The 22,881-nt window shown below is 74.5% G+C and carries 22 protein-coding genes; 16 read left to right on the top strand and 6 right to left on the bottom strand.

From position 1 onward, the window contains the following. Positions 1 to 28 precede the first annotated feature (28 nt). Genes GA0074696_RS25510 through GA0074696_RS25490 form a run of 5 tightly spaced genes read right to left on the bottom strand, consistent with a single transcriptional unit; the run spans position 29 to position 5,077 of the window. On the bottom strand, positions 29 to 2,776 hold the full coding sequence (locus GA0074696_RS25510; protein WP_231925152.1) for an FtsX-like permease family protein: 2,748 nt from the start codon (positions 2,774 to 2,776) through the stop codon (positions 29 to 31). Next, on the bottom strand, positions 2,773 to 3,507 hold the full coding sequence (locus GA0074696_RS25505; RefSeq protein WP_088963425.1) for an ABC transporter ATP-binding protein: 735 nt from the start codon (positions 3,505 to 3,507) through the stop codon (positions 2,773 to 2,775). Before GA0074696_RS25505 ends, GA0074696_RS25510 begins: the two co-directional genes overlap by 4 nt. 31 nt (positions 3,508 to 3,538) lie before the next feature. Next, positions 3,539 to 4,123 carry a PadR family transcriptional regulator gene (locus GA0074696_RS25500; RefSeq protein WP_088963424.1) on the bottom strand — a complete coding sequence of 195 codons (585 nt, stop codon included), beginning with the start codon at positions 4,121 to 4,123 and terminating at the stop codon, positions 3,539 to 3,541. Between the two features lie 58 nt (positions 4,124 to 4,181). Next, positions 4,182 to 4,631: a ferritin-like domain-containing protein gene (locus GA0074696_RS25495; protein ID WP_088963423.1), complete on the bottom strand. Its 450-nt coding sequence runs from the start codon at positions 4,629 to 4,631 to the stop codon at positions 4,182 to 4,184. Further along, positions 4,628 to 5,077, bottom strand: coding sequence for a hypothetical protein (locus GA0074696_RS25490; RefSeq protein WP_172894435.1), 450 nt, complete (start codon positions 5,075 to 5,077; stop codon positions 4,628 to 4,630). The genes GA0074696_RS25495 and GA0074696_RS25490 overlap by 4 nt, the downstream gene beginning before the upstream one ends. Before the next feature lie 230 nt (positions 5,078 to 5,307). Between GA0074696_RS25490 and rimP the strand changes: the two genes are divergently transcribed. The 11 genes from rimP to GA0074696_RS25435 all read left to right on the top strand — a co-directional run bounded on the left by rimP (position 5,308) and on the right by GA0074696_RS25435 (position 15,858). After that, positions 5,308 to 6,015, top strand: a complete 708-nt coding sequence (gene rimP / locus GA0074696_RS25485; RefSeq protein WP_088963422.1) for a ribosome maturation factor RimP — start codon at positions 5,308 to 5,310, stop codon at positions 6,013 to 6,015. Beyond that, positions 6,012 to 7,055 carry a transcription termination factor NusA gene (gene nusA / locus GA0074696_RS25480; protein ID WP_088963421.1) on the top strand — a complete coding sequence of 348 codons (1,044 nt, stop codon included), beginning with the start codon at positions 6,012 to 6,014 and terminating at the stop codon, positions 7,053 to 7,055. Before rimP ends, nusA begins: the two co-directional genes overlap by 4 nt. A gap of 16 nt (positions 7,056 to 7,071) precedes the next feature. After that, positions 7,072 to 7,404 carry a YlxR family protein gene (locus GA0074696_RS25475; RefSeq protein ID WP_088963420.1) on the top strand — a complete coding sequence of 111 codons (333 nt, stop codon included), beginning with the start codon at positions 7,072 to 7,074 and terminating at the stop codon, positions 7,402 to 7,404. Positions 7,405 to 7,497: 93 nt separating this feature from the next. After that, on the top strand, positions 7,498 to 10,497 hold the full coding sequence (infB, locus tag GA0074696_RS25470) for a translation initiation factor IF-2 (RefSeq protein ID WP_088963419.1): 3,000 nt from the start codon (positions 7,498 to 7,500) through the stop codon (positions 10,495 to 10,497). 88 nt (positions 10,498 to 10,585) lie between these two features. After that, positions 10,586 to 10,879, top strand: coding sequence for a DUF503 domain-containing protein (locus GA0074696_RS25465; RefSeq protein WP_088963418.1), 294 nt, complete (start codon positions 10,586 to 10,588; stop codon positions 10,877 to 10,879). Positions 10,880 to 11,021: 142 nt separating this feature from the next. After that, a complete protein-coding gene (gene rbfA, locus GA0074696_RS25460; RefSeq protein ID WP_088963417.1) occupies positions 11,022 to 11,507 on the top strand; it encodes a 30S ribosome-binding factor RbfA in 486 nt (161 codons plus the stop codon). 26 nt (positions 11,508 to 11,533) lie between these two features. Next, positions 11,534 to 12,565 carry a DHH family phosphoesterase gene (locus GA0074696_RS25455; RefSeq protein WP_088964810.1) on the top strand — a complete coding sequence of 344 codons (1,032 nt, stop codon included), beginning with the start codon at positions 11,534 to 11,536 and terminating at the stop codon, positions 12,563 to 12,565. A gap of 63 nt (positions 12,566 to 12,628) precedes the next feature. After that, positions 12,629 to 13,036 (top strand): hypothetical protein, encoded by a 408-nt coding sequence (locus GA0074696_RS25450; RefSeq protein WP_088963416.1) that lies wholly within the window; start codon positions 12,629 to 12,631, stop codon positions 13,034 to 13,036. Beyond that, complete coding sequence (locus GA0074696_RS25445) at positions 13,036 to 13,245, top strand: DUF6186 family protein (protein WP_172894738.1); 210 nt, start codon at positions 13,036 to 13,038, stop codon at positions 13,243 to 13,245. The genes GA0074696_RS25450 and GA0074696_RS25445 overlap by 1 nt, the downstream gene beginning before the upstream one ends. Before the next feature lie 583 nt (positions 13,246 to 13,828). Beyond that, positions 13,829 to 14,341 carry a P-loop NTPase family protein gene (locus tag GA0074696_RS25440; protein ID WP_172894433.1) on the top strand — a complete coding sequence of 171 codons (513 nt, stop codon included), beginning with the start codon at positions 13,829 to 13,831 and terminating at the stop codon, positions 14,339 to 14,341. Between the two features lie 194 nt (positions 14,342 to 14,535). Next, a complete protein-coding gene (locus GA0074696_RS25435) occupies positions 14,536 to 15,858 on the top strand; it encodes an MATE family efflux transporter (RefSeq protein ID WP_088963414.1) in 1,323 nt (440 codons plus the stop codon). A gap of 54 nt (positions 15,859 to 15,912) precedes the next feature. Here the strand turns inward: GA0074696_RS25435 and GA0074696_RS25430 are convergent, their stop codons facing one another. Next, positions 15,913 to 16,209, bottom strand: a complete 297-nt coding sequence (locus GA0074696_RS25430) for a hypothetical protein (RefSeq protein WP_088963413.1) — start codon at positions 16,207 to 16,209, stop codon at positions 15,913 to 15,915. Positions 16,210 to 16,298: 89 nt separating this feature from the next. Between GA0074696_RS25430 and truB the strand changes: the two genes are divergently transcribed. The 5 genes from truB to GA0074696_RS25405 all read left to right on the top strand — a co-directional run bounded on the left by truB (position 16,299) and on the right by GA0074696_RS25405 (position 22,736). Next, positions 16,299 to 17,183, top strand: coding sequence for a tRNA pseudouridine(55) synthase TruB (truB, locus tag GA0074696_RS25425; RefSeq protein ID WP_088964808.1), 885 nt, complete (start codon positions 16,299 to 16,301; stop codon positions 17,181 to 17,183). Positions 17,184 to 17,258: 75 nt separating this feature from the next. Then, a complete protein-coding gene (locus GA0074696_RS25420) occupies positions 17,259 to 18,188 on the top strand; it encodes a bifunctional riboflavin kinase/FAD synthetase (RefSeq protein WP_088963412.1) in 930 nt (309 codons plus the stop codon). A gap of 193 nt (positions 18,189 to 18,381) precedes the next feature. Continuing rightward, positions 18,382 to 18,651, top strand: coding sequence for a 30S ribosomal protein S15 (rpsO, locus tag GA0074696_RS25415; RefSeq protein ID WP_088963411.1), 270 nt, complete (start codon positions 18,382 to 18,384; stop codon positions 18,649 to 18,651). A gap of 221 nt (positions 18,652 to 18,872) precedes the next feature. After that, complete coding sequence (locus GA0074696_RS25410; protein ID WP_088964807.1) at positions 18,873 to 21,272, top strand: polyribonucleotide nucleotidyltransferase; 2,400 nt, start codon at positions 18,873 to 18,875, stop codon at positions 21,270 to 21,272. 96 nt (positions 21,273 to 21,368) lie between these two features. Then, positions 21,369 to 22,736 carry a M16 family metallopeptidase gene (locus GA0074696_RS25405; RefSeq protein WP_088963410.1) on the top strand — a complete coding sequence of 456 codons (1,368 nt, stop codon included), beginning with the start codon at positions 21,369 to 21,371 and terminating at the stop codon, positions 22,734 to 22,736. The last annotated feature ends 145 nt before the right edge of the window (positions 22,737 to 22,881 follow it).

The raw sequence follows: 22,881 nt of genomic DNA, 5'->3' as shown, positions 1-22,881 counted from the left end.
CGGTTCGGCGGGCCCGACGACACCCCCGCTAGTCCAGCCGCCGCTCCACCGCCAGCCGGGACCGGGTGAACAGGCCCGCGCCGAGCATCGCCACCAGCGGCACCACCACCAGCACCCCGAGGGTCGGCCAGGGCACCACCACCGGGTACGGGGTCTCCACCGGCCAGGCCTCGGCGTACTGGCGGTTGATCGAGGTCAGGATGATCACCGCCGAGCCGAGGCCGGCCACGATGCCCAGCACCGAGCCGAGGCCGGCGATCACTCCGGCCTGGCAGAGGGAGAGCACCCGGCGTACCCCCGGGCTGGCGCCGACGGCGGCGAGCGTGGACAGGTCCCGGCGGCCCTCCGCCGCGGCGAGCCCGGTGGCCGTGCCGGCCGCGCCCAGGGTGATCACGCCGGCGCCGAGCGCCAGCAGGAGCAGCAGCGGTCGCTGGTCCGACGCCGGCGGCCCCGACTCCACCTCGACCAGCACCGGGACCAGCGACCGCAGCTCGGCGGCGAGACGCCGCTGCTGGGCGGCGCTCGGCGTGCCGTCGGTCTGCACCGCGTAGCCGAGGTGTTGGGCGGCCAGGCCGAGCCTCGTCGCCGTCGGGGCGGAGAGCACCAGCCGGTCGACCGGCAGGCCACCGCGCAGCACGTACCCGGGGGCGGCCACGGTGGTGCTCGCCGGCGGACCGGGATCCTGGGACGCCCGGTCGGCCGTGACCGCCACCGTCCCGTCGACCAGGTAGCGCGGATCGGTCACCACCACTCCGCCGGCCCGCAGCACGGCTGTCGCCCGCGCCACCTCGTCCGGCGGGGCGTCGGTGAGCGCCGGCAGCACGGCCCCGTCGTCCACCAGCACCGGCAGGTACATCCCCTCAGGGCTCGGCGTCGGCCGCCGGCAGCGCGGGTCCGCCAGGGCGCGCTGCCGAACGGCGGCCGACCGGAACACCTCCGCCTCGAACGGGCAGACCTGCTCGGGCGGCAGCATCGGGGTGACGTTGCAGTAGTCGTCGGGCTTGCGGGGCACCGCGCAGATCGGCACGTCGACCGGGCCGACCGAGCCGGCGGGGAGCACGGCCCGCACCCGGTCGGCGACGGCGGGCACCGGCGGCAGGCCCGCCCCGTTCGCCGGCGGGGACCGCAGCAGCAGCAGCACGTGACCGGGCGGGATACCGGGCTGCCAGTCGGCGCGGCTGCGGGCGTCGTCGCTGGCGACGTAGCCGCCGAGGGCGACGCTGCCGGCAACCGCGGCCATCACCGCGGAGATGGCCGGGCCCGCCGAGGAGCGGTTGCGGCTGGCGTCGCGCAGCGCGATCCGCGGCGCCAGTGGCAGCGCCCGGCCGGCCCGGGCGAGCAGCCCGATCAGCGTGGGAGTGGCGAAGACCAACCCCAGCTCGCCGAGGGTCAGCCCGGCGAGGATCACCGTCGGTCCGCTGCGCTGCGCTCCGAACGCGGCGATCGCGGACCCGACGACGGTCAGCGCCGCGCCGAGCACGAGCCAGCGGCGGCGGTGCGGCGCAACGGTGCGGCGGCCGGCCAGGCCCGCCACCACGTCCTGCCGGGCCGCGGCCCAGGCCGGGGCGAGCGCGGCCAGCACCCCGGCCAGCACGGCCACCGCCGCGATCAGGGCCAGCGCCGCCGGGAAGACCCGGTAGCCGCCGCCGCGGGCACCGAAGAGGTACTGCTCGACCAGCGGCCGACCGGCGAACGCGGCGGCGATGCCGAGCGCGAGCCCGAGCGCCGCACCGCCGGCGCCCAGCACCACCCCGTCGGCGAGCACGATCCGGCGCAGGTGGGCCGCGTCGCCGCCGACCACCGCCACCAGGGCGAGGTCCCGGCGCCGTCGGCGGACGCCGACCGCGAAGGCCGGCCCGACCATCAGCACGACCTCCAGCAGGCCGAGCCCGCCGACCAGGACCAGCGTGCCGGTCTCCTCGGCGTCGCCCGGAACCGGCGTACGGGTCAGGTCGGTCTCGACGACGGCCACGCCGGGGACCGGTGTCCGCGCGCTGATCGTGATGCCGTGCGCGTTGAGCCGGTCGGTCAGCGTCTCGTCCACCGGTCCCGGCAGGTCGACCAGCCAGCTCTCCTCCGCCGCGCTGTCCGGCAGGGGCGCCGCCGCCGGGTGCAGCGCGACCACCTCGGTCAGGTCGTCGGGAAACTCCACCACGCCGACCACGGCGTAGCTCCGGGAGCCGTCGGCCAGCGTCACCCGCTCGCCCACCTCGGCGCCGAGGCGGCGCAACGCCCGGGCGCTGACCGCGATCTCGTCGGGGCCGGTGGGCGTCCGGCCGGCCCGCAGCCGGGCCGTCGACCGGGCGAGCGGGTCGGCCAGGTCGAGCGACCGGCCGTTGAAAGCCACGAGGTCGTCGTCGATGCGTACCTCGAACGGCACCCACCAGCGCACCCGGGCGACCCGGCTGCCGGCCGGCAGCAGCGCGCCGACCTCCTCGGCGGTGACCGGGCGGTTGCGCGGCGCGTCGTCCCCGACCGGGAAGGCGCTGTCGCCCCACGGGTCCTGCGCCACCGCGGTGTCGGCGATCCAGCGCAGCTCGGCGTCGGCGGCGCCGAGCCGCTGCGCGGCGCGTTCACCCCGGGTGAGCGCGGACATGTCGTAGCTGACCGCGACGAAGGTCAGCGCCAGCACCGGCAGCGTGATCATCGCCAGCACCAGGGCGGTACGCCCGCGCGCCCGGCGCGCCTCCCGGCGGGCGATCCGCAGCGCGGCCCGCCACGACCCGACCGCCCCGGCGAAGCGCCCGTTGCCGCGCCGCACCGGAGAACGCCTCACCGACCGCTGCCGGAGAGCAGTTGCTCGACACCGCCCAGCGGCGCGGTCGAGTCGACCATCACCCCGTCGCGGAGGAAGACCACCCGGTCGGCCCAGCCGGCGTGCCGCGCCTCGTGGGTGACCAGCACGCCGGCCGCCCCCGCGTCGACCCGGCGGCGCAGCAGGTGCAGCACCGCCTCCCCGGTCTGCGAGTCCAGCGCCCCGGTCGGCTCGTCGGCCAGCACCAGCCGGCGCTCACCCACCAGCGCCCGGGCGATCGCCACCCGCTGCTGCTGGCCGCCGGACATCTGGTCGGGGAAGCGCCCGCCGAGCCCGGTCAGCCCCACCTCGTCCAGCGCGGCCAGCGCCGCCCGGCGCGCCGGCCGGACGCCGACGCCGTCGAGTTCGAGGGGGAGCGCCACGTTCTCCGCCGCGGTGAGGCTGCCGAGCAGGTTCAGGTCCTGGAAGACGTACCCGATCCGGCGGCGGCGCAGCCGGGCCAGCTCGCGGCGGTCCAGCGCGCCGAGCGACTGGCCCTCGACCCGCACCTCACCGGCGGTGGGACTGTCCAGCCCGCCGGCCAGGGTCAGCAGGGTCGACTTGCCGGAGCCGGAGGGGCCCATCACGGCGACCAGCTCGCCCGGCTCGACGGTGAGGCTCACCCCGCGCAGCGCGTGCACGGCGGCCGCGCCCCCGCCGTGGGTACGGTGCACCTCCCGCAGCTCGAGCACCGGGCCGCCGGTGGCGCTCACCGCACGCCCGCCCGCTCGCGGTCGCCGTCGCTCACCGGCGGGCCTCCTCGTCGGCGTGCCACACCGCCCCGGGCCGCCCGGCGGGGCCCGGGGGCGGGGCCGGGCGGTACCGGACCAGGCTCGTCTCGCAGTGGTCCAGCCAGCGGATCTCCGCCTCGGCCTGGAACACCATCGCGTCCAGCACCAGCCGCCAGGGCAGGTCCTCCGGCCGGTCGCTGGCGAACTTCAACCGGGTCAACTCCTGCAAGGTGCGCATGGTCGCGCTGCGCTGCGTCTGCACCACCGACCGGACGTCGACGCCGGGGGTGGTCAGCGCCAGGGCCAGCTTGATGGAGAGTTCGTCCCGGGGCCGGTCGGCGCGGCTGATCGGGGTGGCGAACCAGAGCGCCAGGTCCGCCCGCCCGGCGTCGGTGATCTCGTACGGCCGCTGCCCGCCCTCGTGCTCGGGCAGCGAACGGACCAGGCCGTCGCGTTCCAGCCGGTTGAGGGTGGTGTAGACCTGCCCGATGTTCAGCGGCCAGGTCGAGCCGGTCGACTCCTCGAACGCGGCGCGCAGCTGGTAGCCGTACATCTGGCCACGCTCGAGCAGGGCGAGCAGGCCGTGACGGATGGACATGGAAACGGAGTATGCATACCTGGTATGCGCTCCGCAACCGGAGCGCGGGTCGGCACGCTCAGGTGGGCCGGCCGGGGAACGCCACGGTGACCGGCGAAAGCCCGGCGGTCCGCCGCCACCGGGTGGCGCGCACGGCGCAGTCGGTCAGCGCGTTCAACGCCCGGGTGCGGTCCGCGCCGGTGGTCACCGGCAGCGCCGCACGCCAGAACGCCGCCGTCCGCTCCTCGATCTCCACCGCCAGCCGCAGGGCGGCCGCCCGGTCGGTGACGGGGAACGGCAGCGCGTAGCCGGCCCGGTCCGCCGGGACCTGGCCGCCCCCGGCGCTGAGCTGAAGCACCAGCGCGTCGCGCCGGGCCCGGTGCGCCGCCTCGGCCGCCCGGGCGTCGCGGCGGGCGGCGTCGGTGAGCCGTACCCCGATCGGGCCGTACGCGAAGATCGCCGCGTACTCGGCGGCCAGCGCGTCCGCCAGCGCCTGGGCCGGGTCGGTGGGTGCCTGTCGCCGGGTCACCGCAGCACCTCCACGTGGGTGGCCCGGGCGGCGGCGATCGAGCCGAGCACGGCGGCCCGCTCGGCCGGGGCCGCCCCGCACGCCTTCGCGGCCGACTCCCGGCCGCGCTGTTCCGCCGCCCGCAGGCCGGCGAGCAGTCCGTCCCGGTCGGTCGCCGGTCCGGTGGCGCCGGCGGTGGGGGAGCCGGCGGGTGCGGGGCGCCCGATCAGCCGCTGGATCTCCTCGGCGTGCGCGGCGTGCGCGTCGGCGATCGGGGTGAGCCGGTCGGCCAGCGTCGGATCGGCCGCGACGGCGGCCCGGTGCCGGGCGGCCAGCTCGCGGGACTCGGCGGCCAGCGGCTCCAGCGGGTCGGGCGGCGGGGGCGGTTCGTTCCGGTCGAAAAGATCACAGCCAGTCAGCGGCAGGGTCGCGCCGCCCGCCGCCAGGAGTGCTCCCGCGCGCAGCACCGCCCGCCGGGTTTGCCCCGGTCCACCGCGCTGCGTAGTCGTTCTTCCTGTCGCCACCGGACAAGTCAACACCATCTCCGCCGTCAGGTGGGCGACCGGCGTCGGTGCGCCGCCCGGCCCGGCACCCGACCGGCGCGTTACGCTCTGCGCAGCCACCGGCGCGTTCGCCCCGGTGGCGTGTGGGCATGCGGGCCACCGGGCCGCCGCACAACAGGAGAAGGGTGCGCCAGATGACGCAGCGTGGCCGTGCCACCAGGCCGACGGGCCCGACGGGGCGACCCCGTCGTGCCGACGGCCCCCGGGGCGGGGACCGTGCGGGCGCACCCCGGGGCGGTGACCTCGCCGCCCGGCGCAACCGGCTGCGCGAGGTGATCGAGCCCGTCGTGCAGGGCGCCGGGTACGACCTGGAGGACCTGTCGGTGTCCCGGGCCGGCCGGCGGCACGTCGTACGCGTGATCGTGGACGCCGACGGCGGGATCAACCTGGACGCCGTCGCGGACGTCTCCCGGGCGGTCTCGGCGGCGCTGGACGCGGCTGAGGAGGCCGGCGGCGACCTCGTGGCGGGCGAGTACCAGCTGGAGGTCAGCTCACCCGGCGTGGACCGGCCGCTCACCCTGCCCCGGCACTGGCGGCGCAACGTGGGCCGGCTGGTCAAGGTGACCACCCGGGCCGGCGCGGGCCTGCCCGGGCCGCGCGGCGAGCAGCCCGCCGGGGACCGTCAGGTCACCGGCCGGGTGGTGGCGGCCGACGACGAGCGCGTGGTGCTGGAGACCGACTCCGGCCGCGCCGAGCACCCGTACGCCGAGCTCGGCCCCGGCCGGGTGCAGGTCGAGTTCAGCCGCTTCGACGAGATCGACGAGGCCGGCGACGACACCGACGACATTGACGACATTGACGACATCGACGACGAAGATGATGTGGAGGACGAGGAGAGGTGAACATCGACCTCGCGGCGCTGCGCGCACTCGAGCGCGAGCGGGAGATCCCGTTCGACACGATCCTCGCGGCGATCGAGACCGCGCTGCTGACCGCCTACCGGCACACCGACGGGGCCGAGCCGCACGCCCGGGTGGAGATCGACCGCAAGACCGGGGCCGCCCTGGTCTACGCCCAGGAGGTCGACTCCGACGGCACCGTGGTGCGGGAGTGGGACGACACCCCGCACGACTTCGGGCGGATCGCCGCCATGACCGCCAAGCAGGTGATCCTCCAGCGGCTGCGGGAGGCCACCGACGAGGTGCACTTCGGCGAGTACGTCGGCCGCGAGGGTGACCTGGTCACCGGGGTGGTGCAGGCGCACGAGGCGCGGGTCGAGAAGGGCATCGTCAGCGTCGACCTGGGCAAGCTGGAGGGCGTCCTGCCGCAGTCCGAGCAGGTGCCCGGCGAGCGGTACGTCCACGGCGAGCGGGTCCGCTGCGTGGTGGTGCACGTGGCCAAGGGGATGCGCGGCCCGCAGATCACCCTCTCCCGCTCGCACCCCGCGCTGGTCAAGAAGCTCTTCGCGCTGGAGGTGCCGGAGATCGCCGACGGCACGGTGGAGATCGGCGCGATCGCGCGTGAGGCAGGTCACCGTACGAAGATCGCGGTGCGCTCCACCACCCAGGGCGTGAACGCCAAGGGTGCCTGCATCGGCCCGATGGGCCAGCGGGTCCGCGCGGTGATGAGCGAGCTGCACGGTGAGAAGATCGACATCATCGACTGGTCGGACGACCCGGCGACCTTCGTCGGCAACGCGCTGTCGCCGGCCAAGGCGCTGCGGGTCGAGGTGGTCGACCTGGCCAGCCGGACGGCCCGGGTCACCGTGCCGGACTTCCAGCTCTCGCTGGCGATCGGGCGCGAGGGGCAGAACGCCCGGCTTGCCGCCCGACTGACCGGTTGGCGGATCGACATCCGGTCGGACGCGGAGCAGACCAGCGGGGCGGGACGGGGCGGAGCCGATCAGGTGCCGGAGCCGGGCGGCGCGATCTCGAGCAGCTAGGGGTAGACTTCCTCCAGTGGTACGACGCGCGCAGCCGGAGCGCACCTGTGTGGGTTGCCGGAGACGCGCGCCGGCCAGCGAATTGCTGCGGATCGTCGCGGTCGGCGACGAGGCTGGTCACAGCCTCCGGCCCGATCCGGCCCGCAGGCTGCCGGGTCGGGGAGCGCACATGCACCCGGATCCGGCCTGCTTCGCGCAGGCGGTGCGGCGGCGCGCCTTCGGGCGTGCGCTGCGCATCACCGGGGTCCTCGACCACGGCGAGCTGGCGGAGCACGTCGATGCGCCAACCACTACGTCCGGTCAACCCGACCGGGCGAGGGTCGCTAGCAGGGTAGGACGACCGACATGAGCACACGATGAAGTCCCTGAAATGACCAGGCTTCAAGTGCACGAGTGAGGTTGCTGCGGGTACTGCCCGCACGACCTCGGAGTGAGGAGTGCAGTGGCAGGTAAGGCCCGCGTACACGAGCTGGCAAAAGAGCTCGGGGTCGAAAGCAAGACCGTTCTCGCCAAGCTGAAGGAAATGGGCGAGTTCGTGAAGTCCGCGTCCAGCACCGTCGAGGCGCCCGTCGCCCGACGGCTGCGTGGCGCATTCGTCGCGTCCGCCGGAGGCGCCTCGGCGCAGGCCGCCCCACCGGCGGCCGCCCCGACCCCGACCCCGACGCCGTCCCCGGCCCCGGGCGCCCCCCGGGTGTCGGCCAAGCCGATGCCGCCCCGGCGGCCGGCCGCGCCGACCCCTGGGCCGAAGCCCAAGGGCCCCGTTCCCGGTCCGCCGCAGCCGGCGGCCCCGGTCGCCAAGCCGGCGAGCGCCCACGACATCGAGGTGGCGGCCGCCGAGGCGCGCGCCGCCGCGCTGAAGGCTGAGCAGGAGGCCGCGGTCAAGGCCGCGCAGGCCGCCCGCCAGCAGCAGCGCGAGAACGTCCGACGGGAGCCCCCGACCGAGGGTGGTCCCCGTCCGGGTCCCCGCCCGGGTCCCAACGCCGTGCCCCCGCGTCCGGGTACCCCGGCCGCCGGTCGTCCCGGCGCGCCGGCCCCGGGTCCGGGTGCCCGTCCGGGCGGTCGTCCGCCGGCGCGCGGCGCCGGTAACAACCCGTTCGGTATCCAGGGCGGCCAGCAGCGGCCGCCGGCCGCCGGTGGCCCCCGGCCCAGCCCGGCGGGCATGCCGCCGCGGCCGAGCCCGGCCTCCATGCCGCCGCGGCCCAGCCCGGCTTCCATGCCGAGCCAGCGTCCGACCACCGGTCGCCCCGGCGGTCCCGGTGGCGGTCGTGGCGGCCCCGGTGGCGGCGCAGGTCGTCCCGGCGGCGGCGCTGGCGGTGGCTTCCGCCCCGGTGGCGGTGGCGGTGGCGGTGGCGCTGGCGGTGGCTTCCGCGGCGGTCCCGGTGGCGGTGGCGGTGGCGGTGGCTTCCGCGGCGGTCCCGGTGGCGGTGGCGGTGCTCCGGGCGGCGGTTTCCGTCCGGGTGCCCCGGCCGGCGGCGGTGGTCGTCCGGGTGGCGGCGGTCGTGGCCGTGGCGGCGGTGCCGCGGGTGCCTTCGGGCGTCCGGGTGGCCGGCCGACCCGCGGTCGCAAGTCCAAGAAGCAGCGCAGACAGGAGTTCGACAACCTGTCGGCCCCGACCATGAGCTCGGGTGCCCCCCGGGGTCAGGGTCAGGTCGTCCGGCTCTCCCGTGGCGCGTCGCTGTCGGACTTCGCCGACAAGATCAACGCCAACCCGGGTTCGCTGGTCCAGGAGATGTTCAACCTGGGCGAGATGGTCACGGCGACCCAGTCCTGCTCTGACGAGACCCTGCTGCTGCTGGGTGAGCACCTCGGCTTCGATGTGCAGATCGTCAGCCCGGAGGACGAGGACCGCGAGCTGCTCGCGCAGTTCAACATCGACCTCGACGCCGAGGTCGCGGCGGAGCGACTTGTCAGCCGTGCGCCGGTGGTGACCGTCATGGGTCACGTCGACCACGGTAAGACCAAGCTGCTCGACGCGATCCGCAAGGCGAACGTCGTGGCCGGTGAGGCGGGTGGCATCACCCAGCACATCGGTGCCTACCAGGTCCACGTCCCGCACGAGGGCGAGGACCGGGCGGTGACCTTCATCGACACCCCGGGTCACGAGGCGTTCACCGCCATGCGTGCCCGTGGTGCCCAGGTGACGGACATCGTGGTGCTGGTGGTCGCGGCCGACGACGGCGTGATGCCGCAGACGATCGAGGCGTTGAACCACGCCAAGGCGGCTGAGGTGCCGATCGTGGTGGCGGTCAACAAGGTCGACAAGCCCGAGGCCAACCCGGACAAGGTCCGCCAGCAGCTGACCGAGTACGGGCTGGTCGCCGAGGAGTACGGCGGCGACACCATGTTCGTCAACGTGGCCGCCAAGCCGGGTATCGGCATCGACGAACTGCTCGAGGCGGTCCTGCTGACCGCCGACGCGTCGCTGGAGCTGACCGCTCCGATCGACGGGCCGGCGCAGGGTGTGGCCATCGAGGCGCACCTGGACAAGGGCCGCGGTGCGGTGGCGACGGTGCTGGTGCAGAAGGGCACCCTGCGGGCGGGCGACTCCATCGTCGCCGGCGGGGCGCACGGCCGGGTTCGGGCGATGCTCGACGAGAACGGCAACCAGGTCGCCGAGGCAGGACCGGCCCGTCCGGTGCTCGTCCTCGGTCTGACCGCGGTGCCGGGCGCCGGCGACACCTTCCTCGCGGCGGCCGACGACCGTACGGTGCGGCAGATCGCCGAGCAGCGGCAGGCACGGCGGCGGGCGGCGTCCTTCGCCAACTCCCGCGGTCGGGCCACCCTCGAGACGCTCATGGAGCAGCTCAAGGAGGGCGAGAAGACCTCGCTCAACCTGGTGCTCAAGGGCGACGTCTCCGGTTCCGTGGAGGCCCTCGAGGACGCGCTGTTCAACCTCGACATCCCGGAGGAGGTCCAGCTCAGGATCATCCACCGGGGCGTGGGTGCGATCACCGAGAGCGACGTCATGCTCGCGAGCGCCTCGTCCGAGGCGGTCACGATCATCGGCTTCAACGTGCGGGCCGCCAACAAGGTCCGCGAGATCGCCGACCGCGAGGGCGTGGAGATCCGGTACTACACGGTCATCTACCAGGCCATCGAGGAGATCGACGCCGCGCTCAAGGGTCTGCTCAAGCCGGAGTACGAGGAGGTCGAGCTGGGCAGCGCGGAGATCCGCGACGTCTTCCGCTCGTCCAAGATCGGCAACATCTCCGGTTGTATCGTCCGGTCCGGCATCATCCGCCGCAACGCCAAGGCGCGGGTGCTGCGGGACGGGGCGGTCGTGGCGGACAACCTCACGATCAGCTCCCTCAAGCGGTTCAAGGACGACGCGACGGAGGTCCGCGAGGGCTTCGAGTGTGGTCTGACGCTGGGCGGTTTCAACAACGTCCAGGTCGGCGACATCATCGAGACCTTCGAGATGCGGGAGAAGCCGCGCGCCTGATCCGGTGCTGACACAGTGATCAAGGGGTTTACGCCGTCCGGCGTAAACCCCTTGATCATGTCCGGGGATGTCCGTATCGTCCGGAGCGATGTACACGGGAACCGCGGTCTTCGACCTGCTGCTGCCGGGCGACTCACGGTCGCTCAAGGCCAAGAGATCATATGTACGCCCCATCGTGGCGGCGCTGCGCCGATTCGAGGTGTCGGCAGCCGAGGTGGGCGCGCTGGACCTGCACGGCCGGGCCGAGATCGGCGTGGCCGTGGTGGCCGCCGAGGCGGCCCACGTGCGCGAGGTGCTCGACTCCTGTGAGCGCCTGGTGGCCGGGCGCCCCGAGGCCGAACTGCTGTCGGTGCGCCGCCGATTGCACGGCGAGGACGACTGACGCCGGGGTGGCCGTCGCCACCGCCGGTGCCGCGCGACCGGCCCGGCCGCGCGGGTAGTGTTCGACATGTTGGGCGGTCGGTCCCGGCGGTGCCCTGCGCCGTCGTGCCGGCCGGGAGCAGCACGCCCTGGAGGTGGGGGACATGACGGATCCGGCCAAGGTACGCCGGCACGCGGAGCGCATTCGCGAACTGGTCGCGTCGGTGGTGCGGAGCCAGATCAAGGACCCCCGGCTCGGGATGATCACCATCACCGACGCCCGGATCACCGCCGACCTGCGTGACGCCACCGTCTTCTACACGGTGCTCGGTGACTCGGCCGCCCAGGCCAGCACCGCCGCCGCCCTGGAGAGCGCCAAGGGCATGCTGCGCAGCACAGTCGGCAAGGCCCTCGGGCTGCGCCACTCGCCGACCCTGACCTTCGTCCTCGACGACGTGCAGGACCAGGTCAAGCACATCGACGACCTGCTCGCCGCGGCCCGCCAGTCCGACGCCGAGGTGCAGCGGCTGGCGGCCCAGGCCAAGTACGCGGGCGAGGCCCAGCCGTACCGGCTCGACGAGGACGAAGACGAGGACGCCGAGGGCGACCAGAACGACGAGGGCACCCCGTCGGCCACGGATCGGCGGTGAGCGGCACCCCGGGCGCGGCCGGCGATCTGCTCACCGGGCCGGCCCGCACCGGCCCGGACGAGTCCGACTGGGCCGCCGCCGTCACGGCGGTACGCCGGCTGCCGGCCGACGCCCGGGTGCTGCTGATCTGTCACGTCAACCCGGACGGCGACGCGCTGGGCAGCATGCTCGGCTTCGGGCTCGGGCTGCGCCGGCTCGGCGTACGGCACCTCCAGGCGACCTTCCCCGGGCCACCCGAGGTGCCCGAGCCGTTCCGCTGGCTGCCGGGGCTCGACCTGCTGGTGCCGTCGACCAAGGCGTACCCGGATCCGGACCTGGTGGTCTGCTTCGACGCGGCGAGCGAGTCCCGGCTGGGTGAGCTGGTCGACCGTCTCGACACCGCCGGCGACGCGCTGGTCCTCGACCACCACGCCTCCAACACCCGGTTCGGCCGGGTGCACCTGGTCGACCCGGCGGCCGCGGCCACCTCGGTCGTCGTCGACGAGCTGCTCACCCGGCTCGACGTGCCACTGGACGCGGAGATCGCCCAGTGCCTCTATGTCGCGCTGACCACCGACACCGGGTCGTTCCGGTTCGAGGCCACCACCCCCGCCGTGCACCAGTTCGCGGCCCGGCTGCTGGCCACCGGCATCCGCCCGGGGGACATCTCCCGCCAGGTCTTCGACACCCGGCCGTTCGGCGCCGTCCGGCTCTTCGGCGAGGTGCTGGGCCGGGCCCGCCTGGAGCCCGCGGCCGCCGCCGGCAACGGACTGGTCTGGACGTACGCGACCCAGGACGACCTGGCCCGGCACGACCAGCGCCCGTACGTGCTGGAGGCGCTGATCGACTCCGTGCGGTGCACCGCCGAGGCCGACGTGGCCTGCGTGCTCAAGCAGGTCGGCCCGGCCGAGTGGGCCGTGTCGATGCGCAGCAAGGGCGCGGTGGACGTGAGCGCCGTGGCGGTGGCGCTGGGCGGTGGCGGCCACCGGTTCGCCGCCGGGTTCACCGGGGCGGGTAGCGCCGAGGACGTGGTGCGCTCCATCCGGGCCGAGCTGGACGGCGCGCTGATCGCCCGCTGACCTCCGCGCGCCCCGAAGTGTGTTGGTCTTTCCGCGCTGTGTGAGCGCGGGGAGAATCGGAGGATGGAGCAGCCCCCCGAGCTCACCGTCGACCTGCCGCGCGCCTGGGACCGTCCGGTGGTCACGGTGCCGGTGCTGGCCTGCCTCTCCCTGGTCGGTGGCCAGCTGCCGTCCTTCTCGACCCAGGCCAACCTGTGGACCCTGGGCACCGGCGGCGCGCTGATCTGGCTCGGTCTGGGCAACCGGGTGCCCCGCCGGCCGGCGCCGCACCGGCTCGGGCGGGGCGCGCTCTGGTGGGTGCTGCCGGCGGCCGTCTTCGGCGTCCTCGAGGCCGCCACGTTCGTGCTGTCGGTCGGTAACGAGTTCCCCACCTTCTCCCGGCTCGCGGACCCGCTGCTCACCGACGAACTGGTCCGCTCCGCCGCCTGGTTCGGCTGGCTGGCCGCGTTCTGGGGGCTGGTTCGGCGATGATGCGCACGCTGGCCGTCACCGGCTTCCTGACCGCCCTGCTGCTCTTCGCCGCCGTCGAGTGGTCCTCCCGCCGCCCGGGCTCCCGGGTGCCGTCGCTCGGCGACGTCTGCGCGTACGTGATGCGCTACGAGGTCGGGCCGGTCCCGGTGGGCCGGATCGGGGTGTTCGGATTCTGGTGGTGGCTCGGCTGGCACTTCCTGGCCCGGTGAGCGCGTCGGCCGCCATCTCGTCCGAATGGCGGGAACTGTGGGCAGCATGTGGAACTGAACGTTAATTTGGGAAACGACCGGGCGCCGCGTCGCGACGCAGGTCGCGGGCGGTGGTGCCACACCCGGCGCCGCCTCCCTCCAGGGTCAGACCGACCCGGGCTCACGCTGCCAGGCGAGCCGCTCCGGTGATCCCGGACCGTCGTCGGGCGCTCAGCAGAACCGCCCGTAGGGCCGCCGTCCCCGGTGGTCCGCACCCTGGAAGGGAACTCCCATGGCGACCAAGCCCAAGCCCGAGGCCACCGACGAGGCGCGCGAGCAGATGCGGCGCGCCCTGCAGACTTCGATGGACACCCGTCAGTGACGCAGCCCGACCGGCGGTGACGCCGCCGACGTCCCGCGTCGCCGACGTCACCGCCTCTCGGTCCTGTTCTCCGGCCCGGCGCCACCAACCTGGCCGTCCTGCCGCTACCGCCCGACTCGCCCGGCCGTGCCCGATCGCCCGCAGCGCGGCGACGCCCGGAGCCGCCCGCATCCGAGCGGTCGGGGTCCGCGCCGTCCGACCCCTGACCGGTACCGTCGCCCGGTGCGTCGCATCCTGATCGTCGGCAGTTCGGGGGCCGGCAAGAGCACCCTCGCCCGCGCGGCCGCCCGCCGGCTCGACCTGCCGCTGATCCACCTCGACCGGCACTACTGGCGACCCGGCTGGATCCCCGCCGACGACGCGGCCTTCCACGCCCAGGTCGCCGCGCTCGCGGCCGGCGAGCGCTGGGTGATGGACGGCAACTACGGCAGCACCCTCGATCTCCGCCTGCCCCGCGCCGACCTGCTGGTGCTGGTCGACCTGCCCTGGCCGCTCTGCCTCGCCCGGGTCGTGCGCCGCCGCTGGGACCGCCGCGCCGCCGACCGCCCCGACCTGCCGGCCGGCTGCCCCGAACGGCTCGACCTGGGCTTCCTGCGCTACGTCTGGCGTTATCCCGGCCGCTCCCGGCCCCGGGTGTTCGCCGCCGTCGCCGCCCACGCACCGGACTTGCCGGTGGTCCGGCTGCGCACCCGCCGCCAGGTCCGCCGCTGGCTCGACGCCCTCCCCTCCCGCTGAACCACCCGCGCCCTTCCAGCCGTCCGCCGGCGGGCCGACTCCGGTCCGCTGATCGACAGGGAAGCCGGCGTGTCGCGGTCTTCCGGAGCGTGGACACCTCGACACGCCGTATCTGGGGTGGGTTGCCTGGCGCCTTGGCGTAAGCGCTGACAGGTCTTGCGATCCTTACCTCTGCCGTGCCAGGATCGGCGGCGATGAGTCAGACCGCCACCGCCGCCGCGATCGCGCCGCCGCGCCGGATCGCCGCCCTCGCCCTGCCCGCGCTGGTGGTGCTCGCCGCCGAACCGCTCTACGTGCTGGTCGACACGGCGGTGGTCGGGCACCTCGGCCGGGTGCCGCTCGCCGCGCTGGCCGTCGGCGGCACCGTGATGACCCTCACCGCCTGGCTGGGCACCGTGCTCGCGTACGGGATCACCGGGCGGGCGGCCCGTCGGTTCGGCTCCGGCGACCGGGCGGCGGCGGTGGCCGAGGGCGTGCAGGCGTCCTGGCTCGCCCTCGGGGTGGGCGTGCTCGTCGCGCTCGCCATGCAGCTCGGCGGCGGGGCGCTGGCGCGTACCCTCGCCGGGGGTGGGGACGACGTGGCCGGCGCGGCCGCGCAGTGGCTGCGGATCGCGGCGCTCGGCGCGCCCGGGCTGCTCCTCGCCGCCGCCGGCAACGGCTGGTTGCGCGGCATCCAGGACACCCGCCGCCCGCTGGTCTTCGTGCTCGCGCCCAACCTGCTCTCCGCGCTGCTCTGCCCGCTGCTGGTGTACCCGGCCGGGCTCGGGCTGGCCGGCTCGGCGGTGGCCAACGCCGTCGCGCAGACGGTCTCCGGCGCGCTCTTCGCCGCGGCGCTGGTCCGCGAGCGGGTCTCCCTGCGGCCCCGGCCCCGGCTGATCCGGCAGCAGCTGGCGCTCAGCCGCGACCTGCTGGTCCGGGGCGTCGCGTTCCAGGCCAGCTTCCTCTCCGCCACGGCGGTCGCCGCGCGGTTCGGCGCCGCCGCCGTCGGCGCCCACCAGATCGCCCTGCAACTGTGGTTCTTCACCGCGCTGGTGCTCGACGCCCTCGCCATCGCGGCCCAGGCGCTGATCGGCGCCGCGCTCGGGGCCGGCGACGCCGCCGGGGCGCGGGCCCTCGCCCGCCGGTTCGCGCTGCTCGGCGGAGTTGCCGGCGTCGGCTTCGCGGTGCTGATCGCCGCCGGGGCCGGCGTGGTCCCGTCCTGGTTCAGCTCCGATCCGCAGGTACGCGAGCAGGCCATGGTGGCCTGGCCCTGGTTCGTGGCGATGCAGCCGCTGGCCGGCGTGGTCTTCGCCCTCGACGGCGTGCTCATCGGCGCCGGGGACGTGCGCTACCTGCGCAACCTGACCATCGTCGCGGCGCTCGGCGGCTTCCTGCCGGCGATCTGGCTCGCCCACGGGCTCGACCTGGGGCTCGGCGGGATCTGGGCCGGGCTGACCCTGTTCATCGTGATCCGGCTGGTCGCACTGCTGCTGCGGCTGCGCTCGGGCGGGTGGGCGGTGATCGGCGCGGTCCGCTGACGCCGCCGGGCCGGGTGCGGGAACGCCCGGCGGAGCCCACCGACGTGCCCTGGCTCAGAGGGTGCCCTCGCGCATCCTGCCGAACAGGTAGACCGCGCCCGCGACGAGCACCGTGGCGACGGCCGCGACGAACACGAACGACACGACCGCCGAGAGCACCGGGTGCCGCTCGCTGAACCGGGTGTGCTCCCGCCACCGCCACACCGCGCGCCGCAGCTCGCGCAGCACGGGTGTCCGGTCGACCAGCTCGGAGAGCAGCCGGCCCGGGGTGCGGCGGGGCGGCTCGGGGTCGCGCATCCACTCCGGCAGGTCGACCCGGGCGCGGTGCTCGTGGGAGGGCGGGTTGCTCATCGGGACTCCGGAGACGGTGGTGGGGACGCGAGGGGCATTGTGCCGTGCGGTGACGGCGCCGGTGACCCCGTCTGGCAGGCTTGGCGGTCGTGAGCGGTGACGGGCTGATCGTGGTGGACAAGCCGGGCGGCATGACGTCGCACGACGTGGTGGCGCGCATCCGCCGGCTGGCGAAGACCCGGCGGGTGGGGCACGGTGGCACGCTCGACCCGATGGCCACCGGCGTGCTGGTGATCGGGGTGGGCCGGGCGACCCGGCTGTTGACGTACGTGATCGGCGCCGGCAAGAGCTACACCGCCACGGTGCGGCTCGGGCAGGCCACCGTCACCGACGACGCCGAGGGTGACGTGATCGCCACCACCCCGGCCGGCCAGCTCACCGACGAGGCGGTCCGGGCGGCGTTCGCCGCGCTCGCCGGCGAGGTCGACCAGGTGCCCAGCGCGGTCAGCGCTATCAAGATCAACGGGCAGCGGGCCTACAAGCGGGTACGCGAGGGCGAGAGCGTCGAGCTGCCCGCCCGGCGGGTCACCATCTCCCGCCTCGACGTGCTGGCCGTCCGCCGGGACGCTCCCGACGTGCTGGACGTGGACATCGACGTGACCTGCTCGTCCGGGACGTACATCCGGGCCATCGCGCGGGACGCGGGCCTGGCGCTGCGGGTGGGTGGGCACCTCACCGCGCTGCGGCGCACCGCGGTGGGTGGCTTCCGGTTGACCGAGGCGGCCACCCTCGACGAGTTGGAGCAGCGTGCGCCCGAGGTGGTCAACCTGCCGCTCGACGCGGCGGCCGACCGGTTCTTCCCGCGTCGGGAGGCCAGCGCGGACGAGGCGAAGGTGCTCTCCCACGGCGGGCCGCTCGACGCGGCCGGCATCGCCGGGCCGTACGCGGTCTTCGGTCCCGACGGCGGCCTGATCGCTATCGTCAGCGAGCGGGACGGCCGGGCCCGCGCGGAGATCGTGCTCGCCCCGGCCTGACGGCGGTGGCGGGTGCGCCGGTCGCGCGGCCGGCGCGGGTGCCCGGCGAGGCCGGGGAAGCAGGGGAGGAACGGCATGCAGCGGTGGCGGGGGTACGACGCGGCGCCCGGTGGCTGGGGACGTTCGGTCGTCACCATCGGCGTCTTCGACGGCGTGCACAAGGGGCACCAGGCGACCATCGGACACGCCGTGGCCCGGGCCCGGGAGCTGGGCGTGAAGTCGGTGGTGGTCACCTTCGACCCGCACCCGGCGGAGGTGGTCCGCCCCGGCTCGCACCCCGCCGTGCTCACCGAGCCGGCCCGCAAGGCGGAACTGATCGAGGACCTCGGCGTCGACGTGCTCTGCGTGGTGCCCTTCACCCCGGAGTTCTCCCGGCTGCCGGCGGAGGCGTTCGTGCACGACGTCCTGGTCGAGCACCTGCACGCCGCGCTGGTGGTGGTGGGGGACAACTTCCGGTTCGGGCACCGGGCGGCCGGCGACGTGGCGCTGCTGACCCGGCTCGGCCGCACCTTCGGCTTCGGCGTGGAGGGCGCGCCGCTGGTGGCCGAGGCGGGCACCGTCTTCTCCTCGACGTACATCCGCTCCTGCGTCGACGCGGGCGACGTGGCCGCCGCGGCCGCCGCGCTGGGCCGCCCGCACCGGCTGGAGGGGGTGGTGGTCCGGGGCGACCAGCGCGGACGTGAGCTGGGTTACCCCACCGCCAACCTGCTCCGCCACCGGTACGCGGCGGTCCCCGCCGACGGGGTGTACGCCGCCCGGCTGGTGCGTCGGGGCCAGCGGGAGCCCCTGGCGGCGGCGGTGTCGATCGGTACCAACCCGACCTTCTCCGGCCGGGAGCGGCGGGTGGAGGCGTACGCGCTGGACTTCTCCGGCGACCTGTACGGCGAGCGGCTGGCCCTGGACTTCGTCGCGCACCTGCGGGAGCAGCGCCGGTACGACGCCATCGAGCCCCTCGTGGCGCAGATCGCCGAGGACGTCGAGCGGACCCGCCGGGCGGTCGGCTGAGCGCGCCGTGGGCGGCTTTGCCGACCTTGACCGGATGGGACCGGGCCGGACTGGTAGTCTGGCGGGGACGTCGGCTGACCGACGTGGGGCCTCGCGTGCCTGCACGACGCCGCGGGTGCGAGGTACCGGTCCGTTCCGGTCTCCTGACCGGTTCGACGGACACCAGTGATCAACCCACCGAAACAGGGAGAACATGGCGCTCGACCAGGAAGCCAAGGCCACGATCCGTGCGGAGTACGCGACCGCCGAGGGCGACACCGGTTCGCCGGAGGTGCAGGTCGCGGTCCTCACCAAGCGGATCGCCGAGCTGACCGAGCACCTGAAGGTGCACAAGCACGACCACCACAGCCGCCGCGGGCTGCTGCTGCTGGTCGGCCGGCGCCGTCGGCTGCTCAACTACGTCCAGAAGAAGGACATCAACCGCTACCGGTCGCTCATCGAGCGACTCGGTCTGCGCCGGTGACGTGACGGGGGAGTGGCCTGCGGCCGCTCCCCCGTTCCGGTACCACTGAAGAACAGGGCCGCGCGACCACCCGAGAGGGAGCCGGTCAGCGTACCGGTCTCCGGTAGTGGCCTCCGGGCACCCCGGCATCACGCCGGTCACCCGGGCGCTTCGATCGAAGACCGGCCGTCTGAGCAGCTCCCGTGTCGTGGGCCCCCGACGCGAAGGAGCACGACAGCACCATGACCGAGACCAACCTCGGCACCGAATCCCGTACCGCTGTGATCGACAACGGGTCCTTCGGCACCCGTGAGATCACCTTCTCCACCGGCCGGCTGGCCCGTCAGGCCGCCGGTTCGGTCGTCGCCCAGCTGGGCGAGACCGTGGTCCTCTCCGCCACCACCGCCGGCAAGCAGCCGAAGGAGCAGTTCGACTTCTTCCCGCTGACCGTCGACGTCGAGGAGCGGATGTACGCCGCGGGCCGGATCCCCGGCTCGTTCTTCCGCCGCGAGGGCCGCCCCAGCGAGGACGCGATCCTCACCTGCCGACTGATCGACCGGCCGCTGCGCCCGTCGTTCGTCAAGGGCCTGCGCAACGAGGTCCAGGTCGTCGAGACCGTCCTCGCGCTCGACCCGCAGCACCCGTACGACGTCGTGGCGATCAACGCCGCCTCGATGTCGACCAAGCTCTCCGGCCTGCCGTTCTCCGGCCCGATCGGGGCCACCCGGATGGCGCACGTCGACGGCCAGTGGGTCGCCTTCCCGACCATCGAGGAGCTGGCCCGGGCCACCTTCGACATGGTGGTGGCCGGTCGCGCCCTGCCGGACGGCGACGTCGCGATCATGATGGTCGAGGCCGAGGCCACCGAGCACACCGTGGCGCTGGTCGCCGGCGGTGCCCCGGCCCCGACCGAGGAGGTCGTGGCCAGCGGCCTGGAGGCCGCCAAGCCGGCCATCCGCGAGCTGTGCCGGGCGCAGAGCGAGCTGGCCGAGGTGGCCGCCAAGCCGGTCGCCGAGTTCCCGGTCTTCCTGGACTACCAGGACGACGTGTACGCGGCGGTGGCCGAGGTGGCCCGCGCCGACGTGGCCGAGGCGCTCACCATCGCCGGCAAGGCCGCCCGCGAGGAGGCCCTGGACCGGGTCAAGGCCCGGGTCGCCGAGGAGCTCGGCGGTCGCTTCGAGGGCCGGGAGAAGGAGCTCAGCGCCGCCTTCCGGTCGCTGACCAAGTCCGAGGTCCGCAACCGGGTGCTGCGCGAGCAGATCCGCATCGACGGCCGCGGCCCGCGCGACATCCGTCCGCTGACCGCCGAGGTCGGCGTGCTGCCCCGGGTGCACGGCTCGGCGCTGTTCGAGCGGGGCGAGACCCAGATCCTGGGTGTCACCACGCTGAACATGCTGCGCATGGAGCAGTCGCTGGACACCCTCTCCCCGGAGAAGTCCAAGCGCTACATGCACAACTACAACTTCCCGCCGTACTCGACCGGTGAGACCGGCCGGGTCGGTTCGCCGAAGCGGCGCGAGATCGGCCACGGCGCGCTCGCCGAGCGGGCGCTGATCCCGGTGCTGCCGGCGCGCGAGGAGTTCCCGTACGCCATCCGGCAGGTCTCCGAGGCGCTCGGCTCCAACGGCTCCACCTCGATGGGTTCGGTCTGCGCCTCGACGCTGGGCCTGCTGTCGGCCGGTGTGCCGCTGAAGGCGCCGGTCGCCGGCATCGCCATGGGCCTCATCTCCGACGAGGTCGAGGGCAAGACCCAGTACGTGACGCTGACCGACATCCTCGGTGCCGAGGACGCGTTCGGTGACATGGACTTCAAGGTCGCCGGCACCCGGGACTTCGTCACCGCGCTGCAGCTCGACACCAAGCTCGACGGCATCCCGTCGGACGTGCTGGCCGCCGCGCTCCAGCAGGCGCACGAGGCCCGGCAGACCATCCTCGACGTGATGCAGGCGGCGATCGAGGCTCCGGCCGAGATGTCGGACTACGCGCCGCGGGTCACCACCGTCAAGATCCCGGTCGACAAGATCGGCATGGTGATCGGCCCGAAGGGCCAGACCATCAACGCCATCCAGGACGAGACCGGCGCCGAGATCTCCATCGAGGACGACGGCACGATCTACGTCGGCGCGACCAACGGCCCGTCGGCCCAGGCCGCGGTGGACCGGATCAACGGCATCGCCAACCCGACCCTGCCGAAGGTGGGGGAGCGGTTCCTCGGCACGGTGGTCAAGACGGCCGCGTTCGGCGCGTTCGTCTCGCTGCTGCCGGGCCGCGACGGCCTGCTGCACATCTCCAAGGTGGGCGACGGCAAGCGGGTCGAGAAGGTCGAGGACTTCCTCAACGTCGGCGACCGGGTCGAGGTCGAGATCGCGGACATCGACGCCCGCGGCAAGATCTACCTGGACAAGGTCCGCCCGGAGGGCGCCGAGGCGCCGGCCGCCGGCGAGGCCGCCGGTGGCGAGCGTCCGGCCGGCCGGGGTGGCGACCGCGGCGGTGACCGTGCCCCGCGCGACCGTGGTGACCGGGGCGGCGACCGGGGCGGTCGTGCCCCGGAGCGCGGCGACCGGCCCCAGGGCGGCGGCGAGGGTGGCGGCGAGGGCGGCGAGGGCGGCGAGCGCCCGCGTCGCCGGACCCGGCACAGCTGACCCACCGCGCCACAGCACCACCCACCCCTCGTCAACTGAGAGCAGGTTTCCGTGAGTCGGGCCCAGCGTTCGTCTTTTCCTGCGGGTCGACGGGGGGTGGGGCCGTCCGGAGCCGTCCGGCACGCCACCGGGACGCAATCCGGTCGTGCCGGGTCGGGCCGGGCGGTCACCCGCACGCTGAGTGACGACCCGCTGGGCGGCACGGTACGCCGTACCGTGCTGCCCAGCGGGTTGCGCGTGCTCACCGAGGCGATCCCGGCGATGCGCAGCGTCTCGTTCGGCATCTGGGTGGCGGTCGGCTCGCGGGACGAGACCGGCCCGCAGGCCGGCGCGGCGCACTTCCTGGAGCACCTGCTCTTCAAGGGCACCCACAAGCGCGGCGCGCTGGAGATCTCCTCGGAGATCGAGGCGGTGGGCGGTGAGACCAACGCCTTCACCACCAAGGAATACACCTGCTACTACGCCCGCGTGCTGGACGAGGACCTGCCGCTGGCGATCGACGTCATGTGCGACCTGGTGGCCGACTCGGTGATCGAGGCGGCCGACGTGGAGACCGAGCGCGGCGTCATCCTCGAAGAGATCGCCATGCACGACGACGAGCCCGGCGACGAGGTGCACGACCTCTTCGCCCGCGCCGTCTACGGCGACCATCCCCTGGGCCGGCTGATCTCCGGCACCGAGGAGACGGTCACCCCGATGACCCGGCGGCAGATCCACAGCTTCTACCGGCGCCGGTACACCGCGCCGCAGATCGTCATCGCCGCCGCCGGCAACCTGGACCACGCCACCGTGGTCAAGCTGGTCCGCCAGGCGCTGCGCGGCACCCCGCTGGACACCGACCCGACGACCCCGGCTCCGCACCGGCCGGCCACTCCGGCGGTACGCACCAGGCCGGCCGCCACCCTGGTGGAGCCGAAGGAGTCCGAGCAGGCGCACGTCATCCTCGGCTGCCCCGGCATCGACCGCCTCGACGAGCGGCGCTTCGCCCTCGGCGTGCTCAACAACGTCCTCGGCGGCGGGATGTCCAGCCGGCTGTTCCAGGAGATCCGCGAGCAGCGGGGCCTGGCCTACTCGGTCTACTCGTACGCCAGCCAGTACGCCGACAGCGGCCTCTTCGCCGTCTACGCCGGCTGCGCGCCGGGCAAGGTGGACGAGGTGCTGGAGCTGACCCGCGCCGAGCTGGCCCGGGTGGCCGCCGAGGGGATCAGCGAGGCCGAGCTGGCCCGGGGCAAGGGCATGAGCAAGGGATCGTTCGTGCTGGGCCTGGAGGACACCGGCTCGCGGATGAGCCGGCTGGCCAAGGGGGAGCTGCTCTACGGCGACCTGATGCCGGTGGACGAGCTGCTCGCCCGGGTCGACGCGGTCACCCTGGCGGACGTGAACGCCCTCGCCGCCGAGCTGCTGAGCCGGCCGATGTCCCTGGCCGTGGTCGGCCCGTTCGGCGAGCACGACTTCTCCGCCTGACCGCCCGACCCGCCCGCCCGGACGGGACGGTCGTGGGATGCGGCGTGTCGCGGTGTCCGCGCCGCCGGAAGGTGCGACATGCCGCATTTGGAGTGGATCACCGGCGTCCCGTGGGACGTGGGTGGTCCCGGCGGGTGAGGGCGTC

The sequence above is a fragment of the Micromonospora purpureochromogenes genome (genome assembly GCF_900091515.1).
Lineage (GTDB): Bacteria > Actinomycetota > Actinomycetes > Mycobacteriales > Micromonosporaceae > Micromonospora > Micromonospora purpureochromogenes.
Note: the sequence above shows the minus strand (reverse complement) of the source record. Positions and strands in the feature narration are given on the sequence as shown.

What these genes read in the sequence shown, in the direction of transcription:
- GA0074696_RS25500 (WP_088963424.1), bottom strand. Translation starts at nt 4,123, where the DNA reads ATGTCCATCCGTCACGGCCTGCTCGCCCTGCTCGAGCGTGGCCAGATG.
- rimP (WP_088963422.1), top strand. Translation starts at nt 5,308, where the DNA reads ATGACGCAGCGTGGCCGTGCCACCAGGCCGACGGGCCCGACGGGGCGA.
- GA0074696_RS25465 (WP_088963418.1), top strand. Translation starts at nt 10,586, where the DNA reads ATGTACACGGGAACCGCGGTCTTCGACCTGCTGCTGCCGGGCGACTCA.
- rbfA (WP_088963417.1), top strand. Translation starts at nt 11,022, where the DNA reads ATGACGGATCCGGCCAAGGTACGCCGGCACGCGGAGCGCATTCGCGAA.
- GA0074696_RS25450 (WP_088963416.1), top strand. Translation starts at nt 12,629, where the DNA reads ATGGAGCAGCCCCCCGAGCTCACCGTCGACCTGCCGCGCGCCTGGGAC.
- GA0074696_RS25445 (WP_172894738.1), top strand. Translation starts at nt 13,036, where the DNA reads ATGCGCACGCTGGCCGTCACCGGCTTCCTGACCGCCCTGCTGCTCTTC.
- GA0074696_RS25435 (WP_088963414.1), top strand. Translation starts at nt 14,536, where the DNA reads ATGAGTCAGACCGCCACCGCCGCCGCGATCGCGCCGCCGCGCCGGATC.
- GA0074696_RS25430 (WP_088963413.1), bottom strand. Translation starts at nt 16,209, where the DNA reads ATGAGCAACCCGCCCTCCCACGAGCACCGCGCCCGGGTCGACCTGCCG.
- GA0074696_RS25420 (WP_088963412.1), top strand. Translation starts at nt 17,259, where the DNA reads ATGCAGCGGTGGCGGGGGTACGACGCGGCGCCCGGTGGCTGGGGACGT.
- rpsO (WP_088963411.1), top strand. Translation starts at nt 18,382, where the DNA reads ATGGCGCTCGACCAGGAAGCCAAGGCCACGATCCGTGCGGAGTACGCG.
- GA0074696_RS25410 (WP_088964807.1), top strand. Translation starts at nt 18,873, where the DNA reads ATGACCGAGACCAACCTCGGCACCGAATCCCGTACCGCTGTGATCGAC.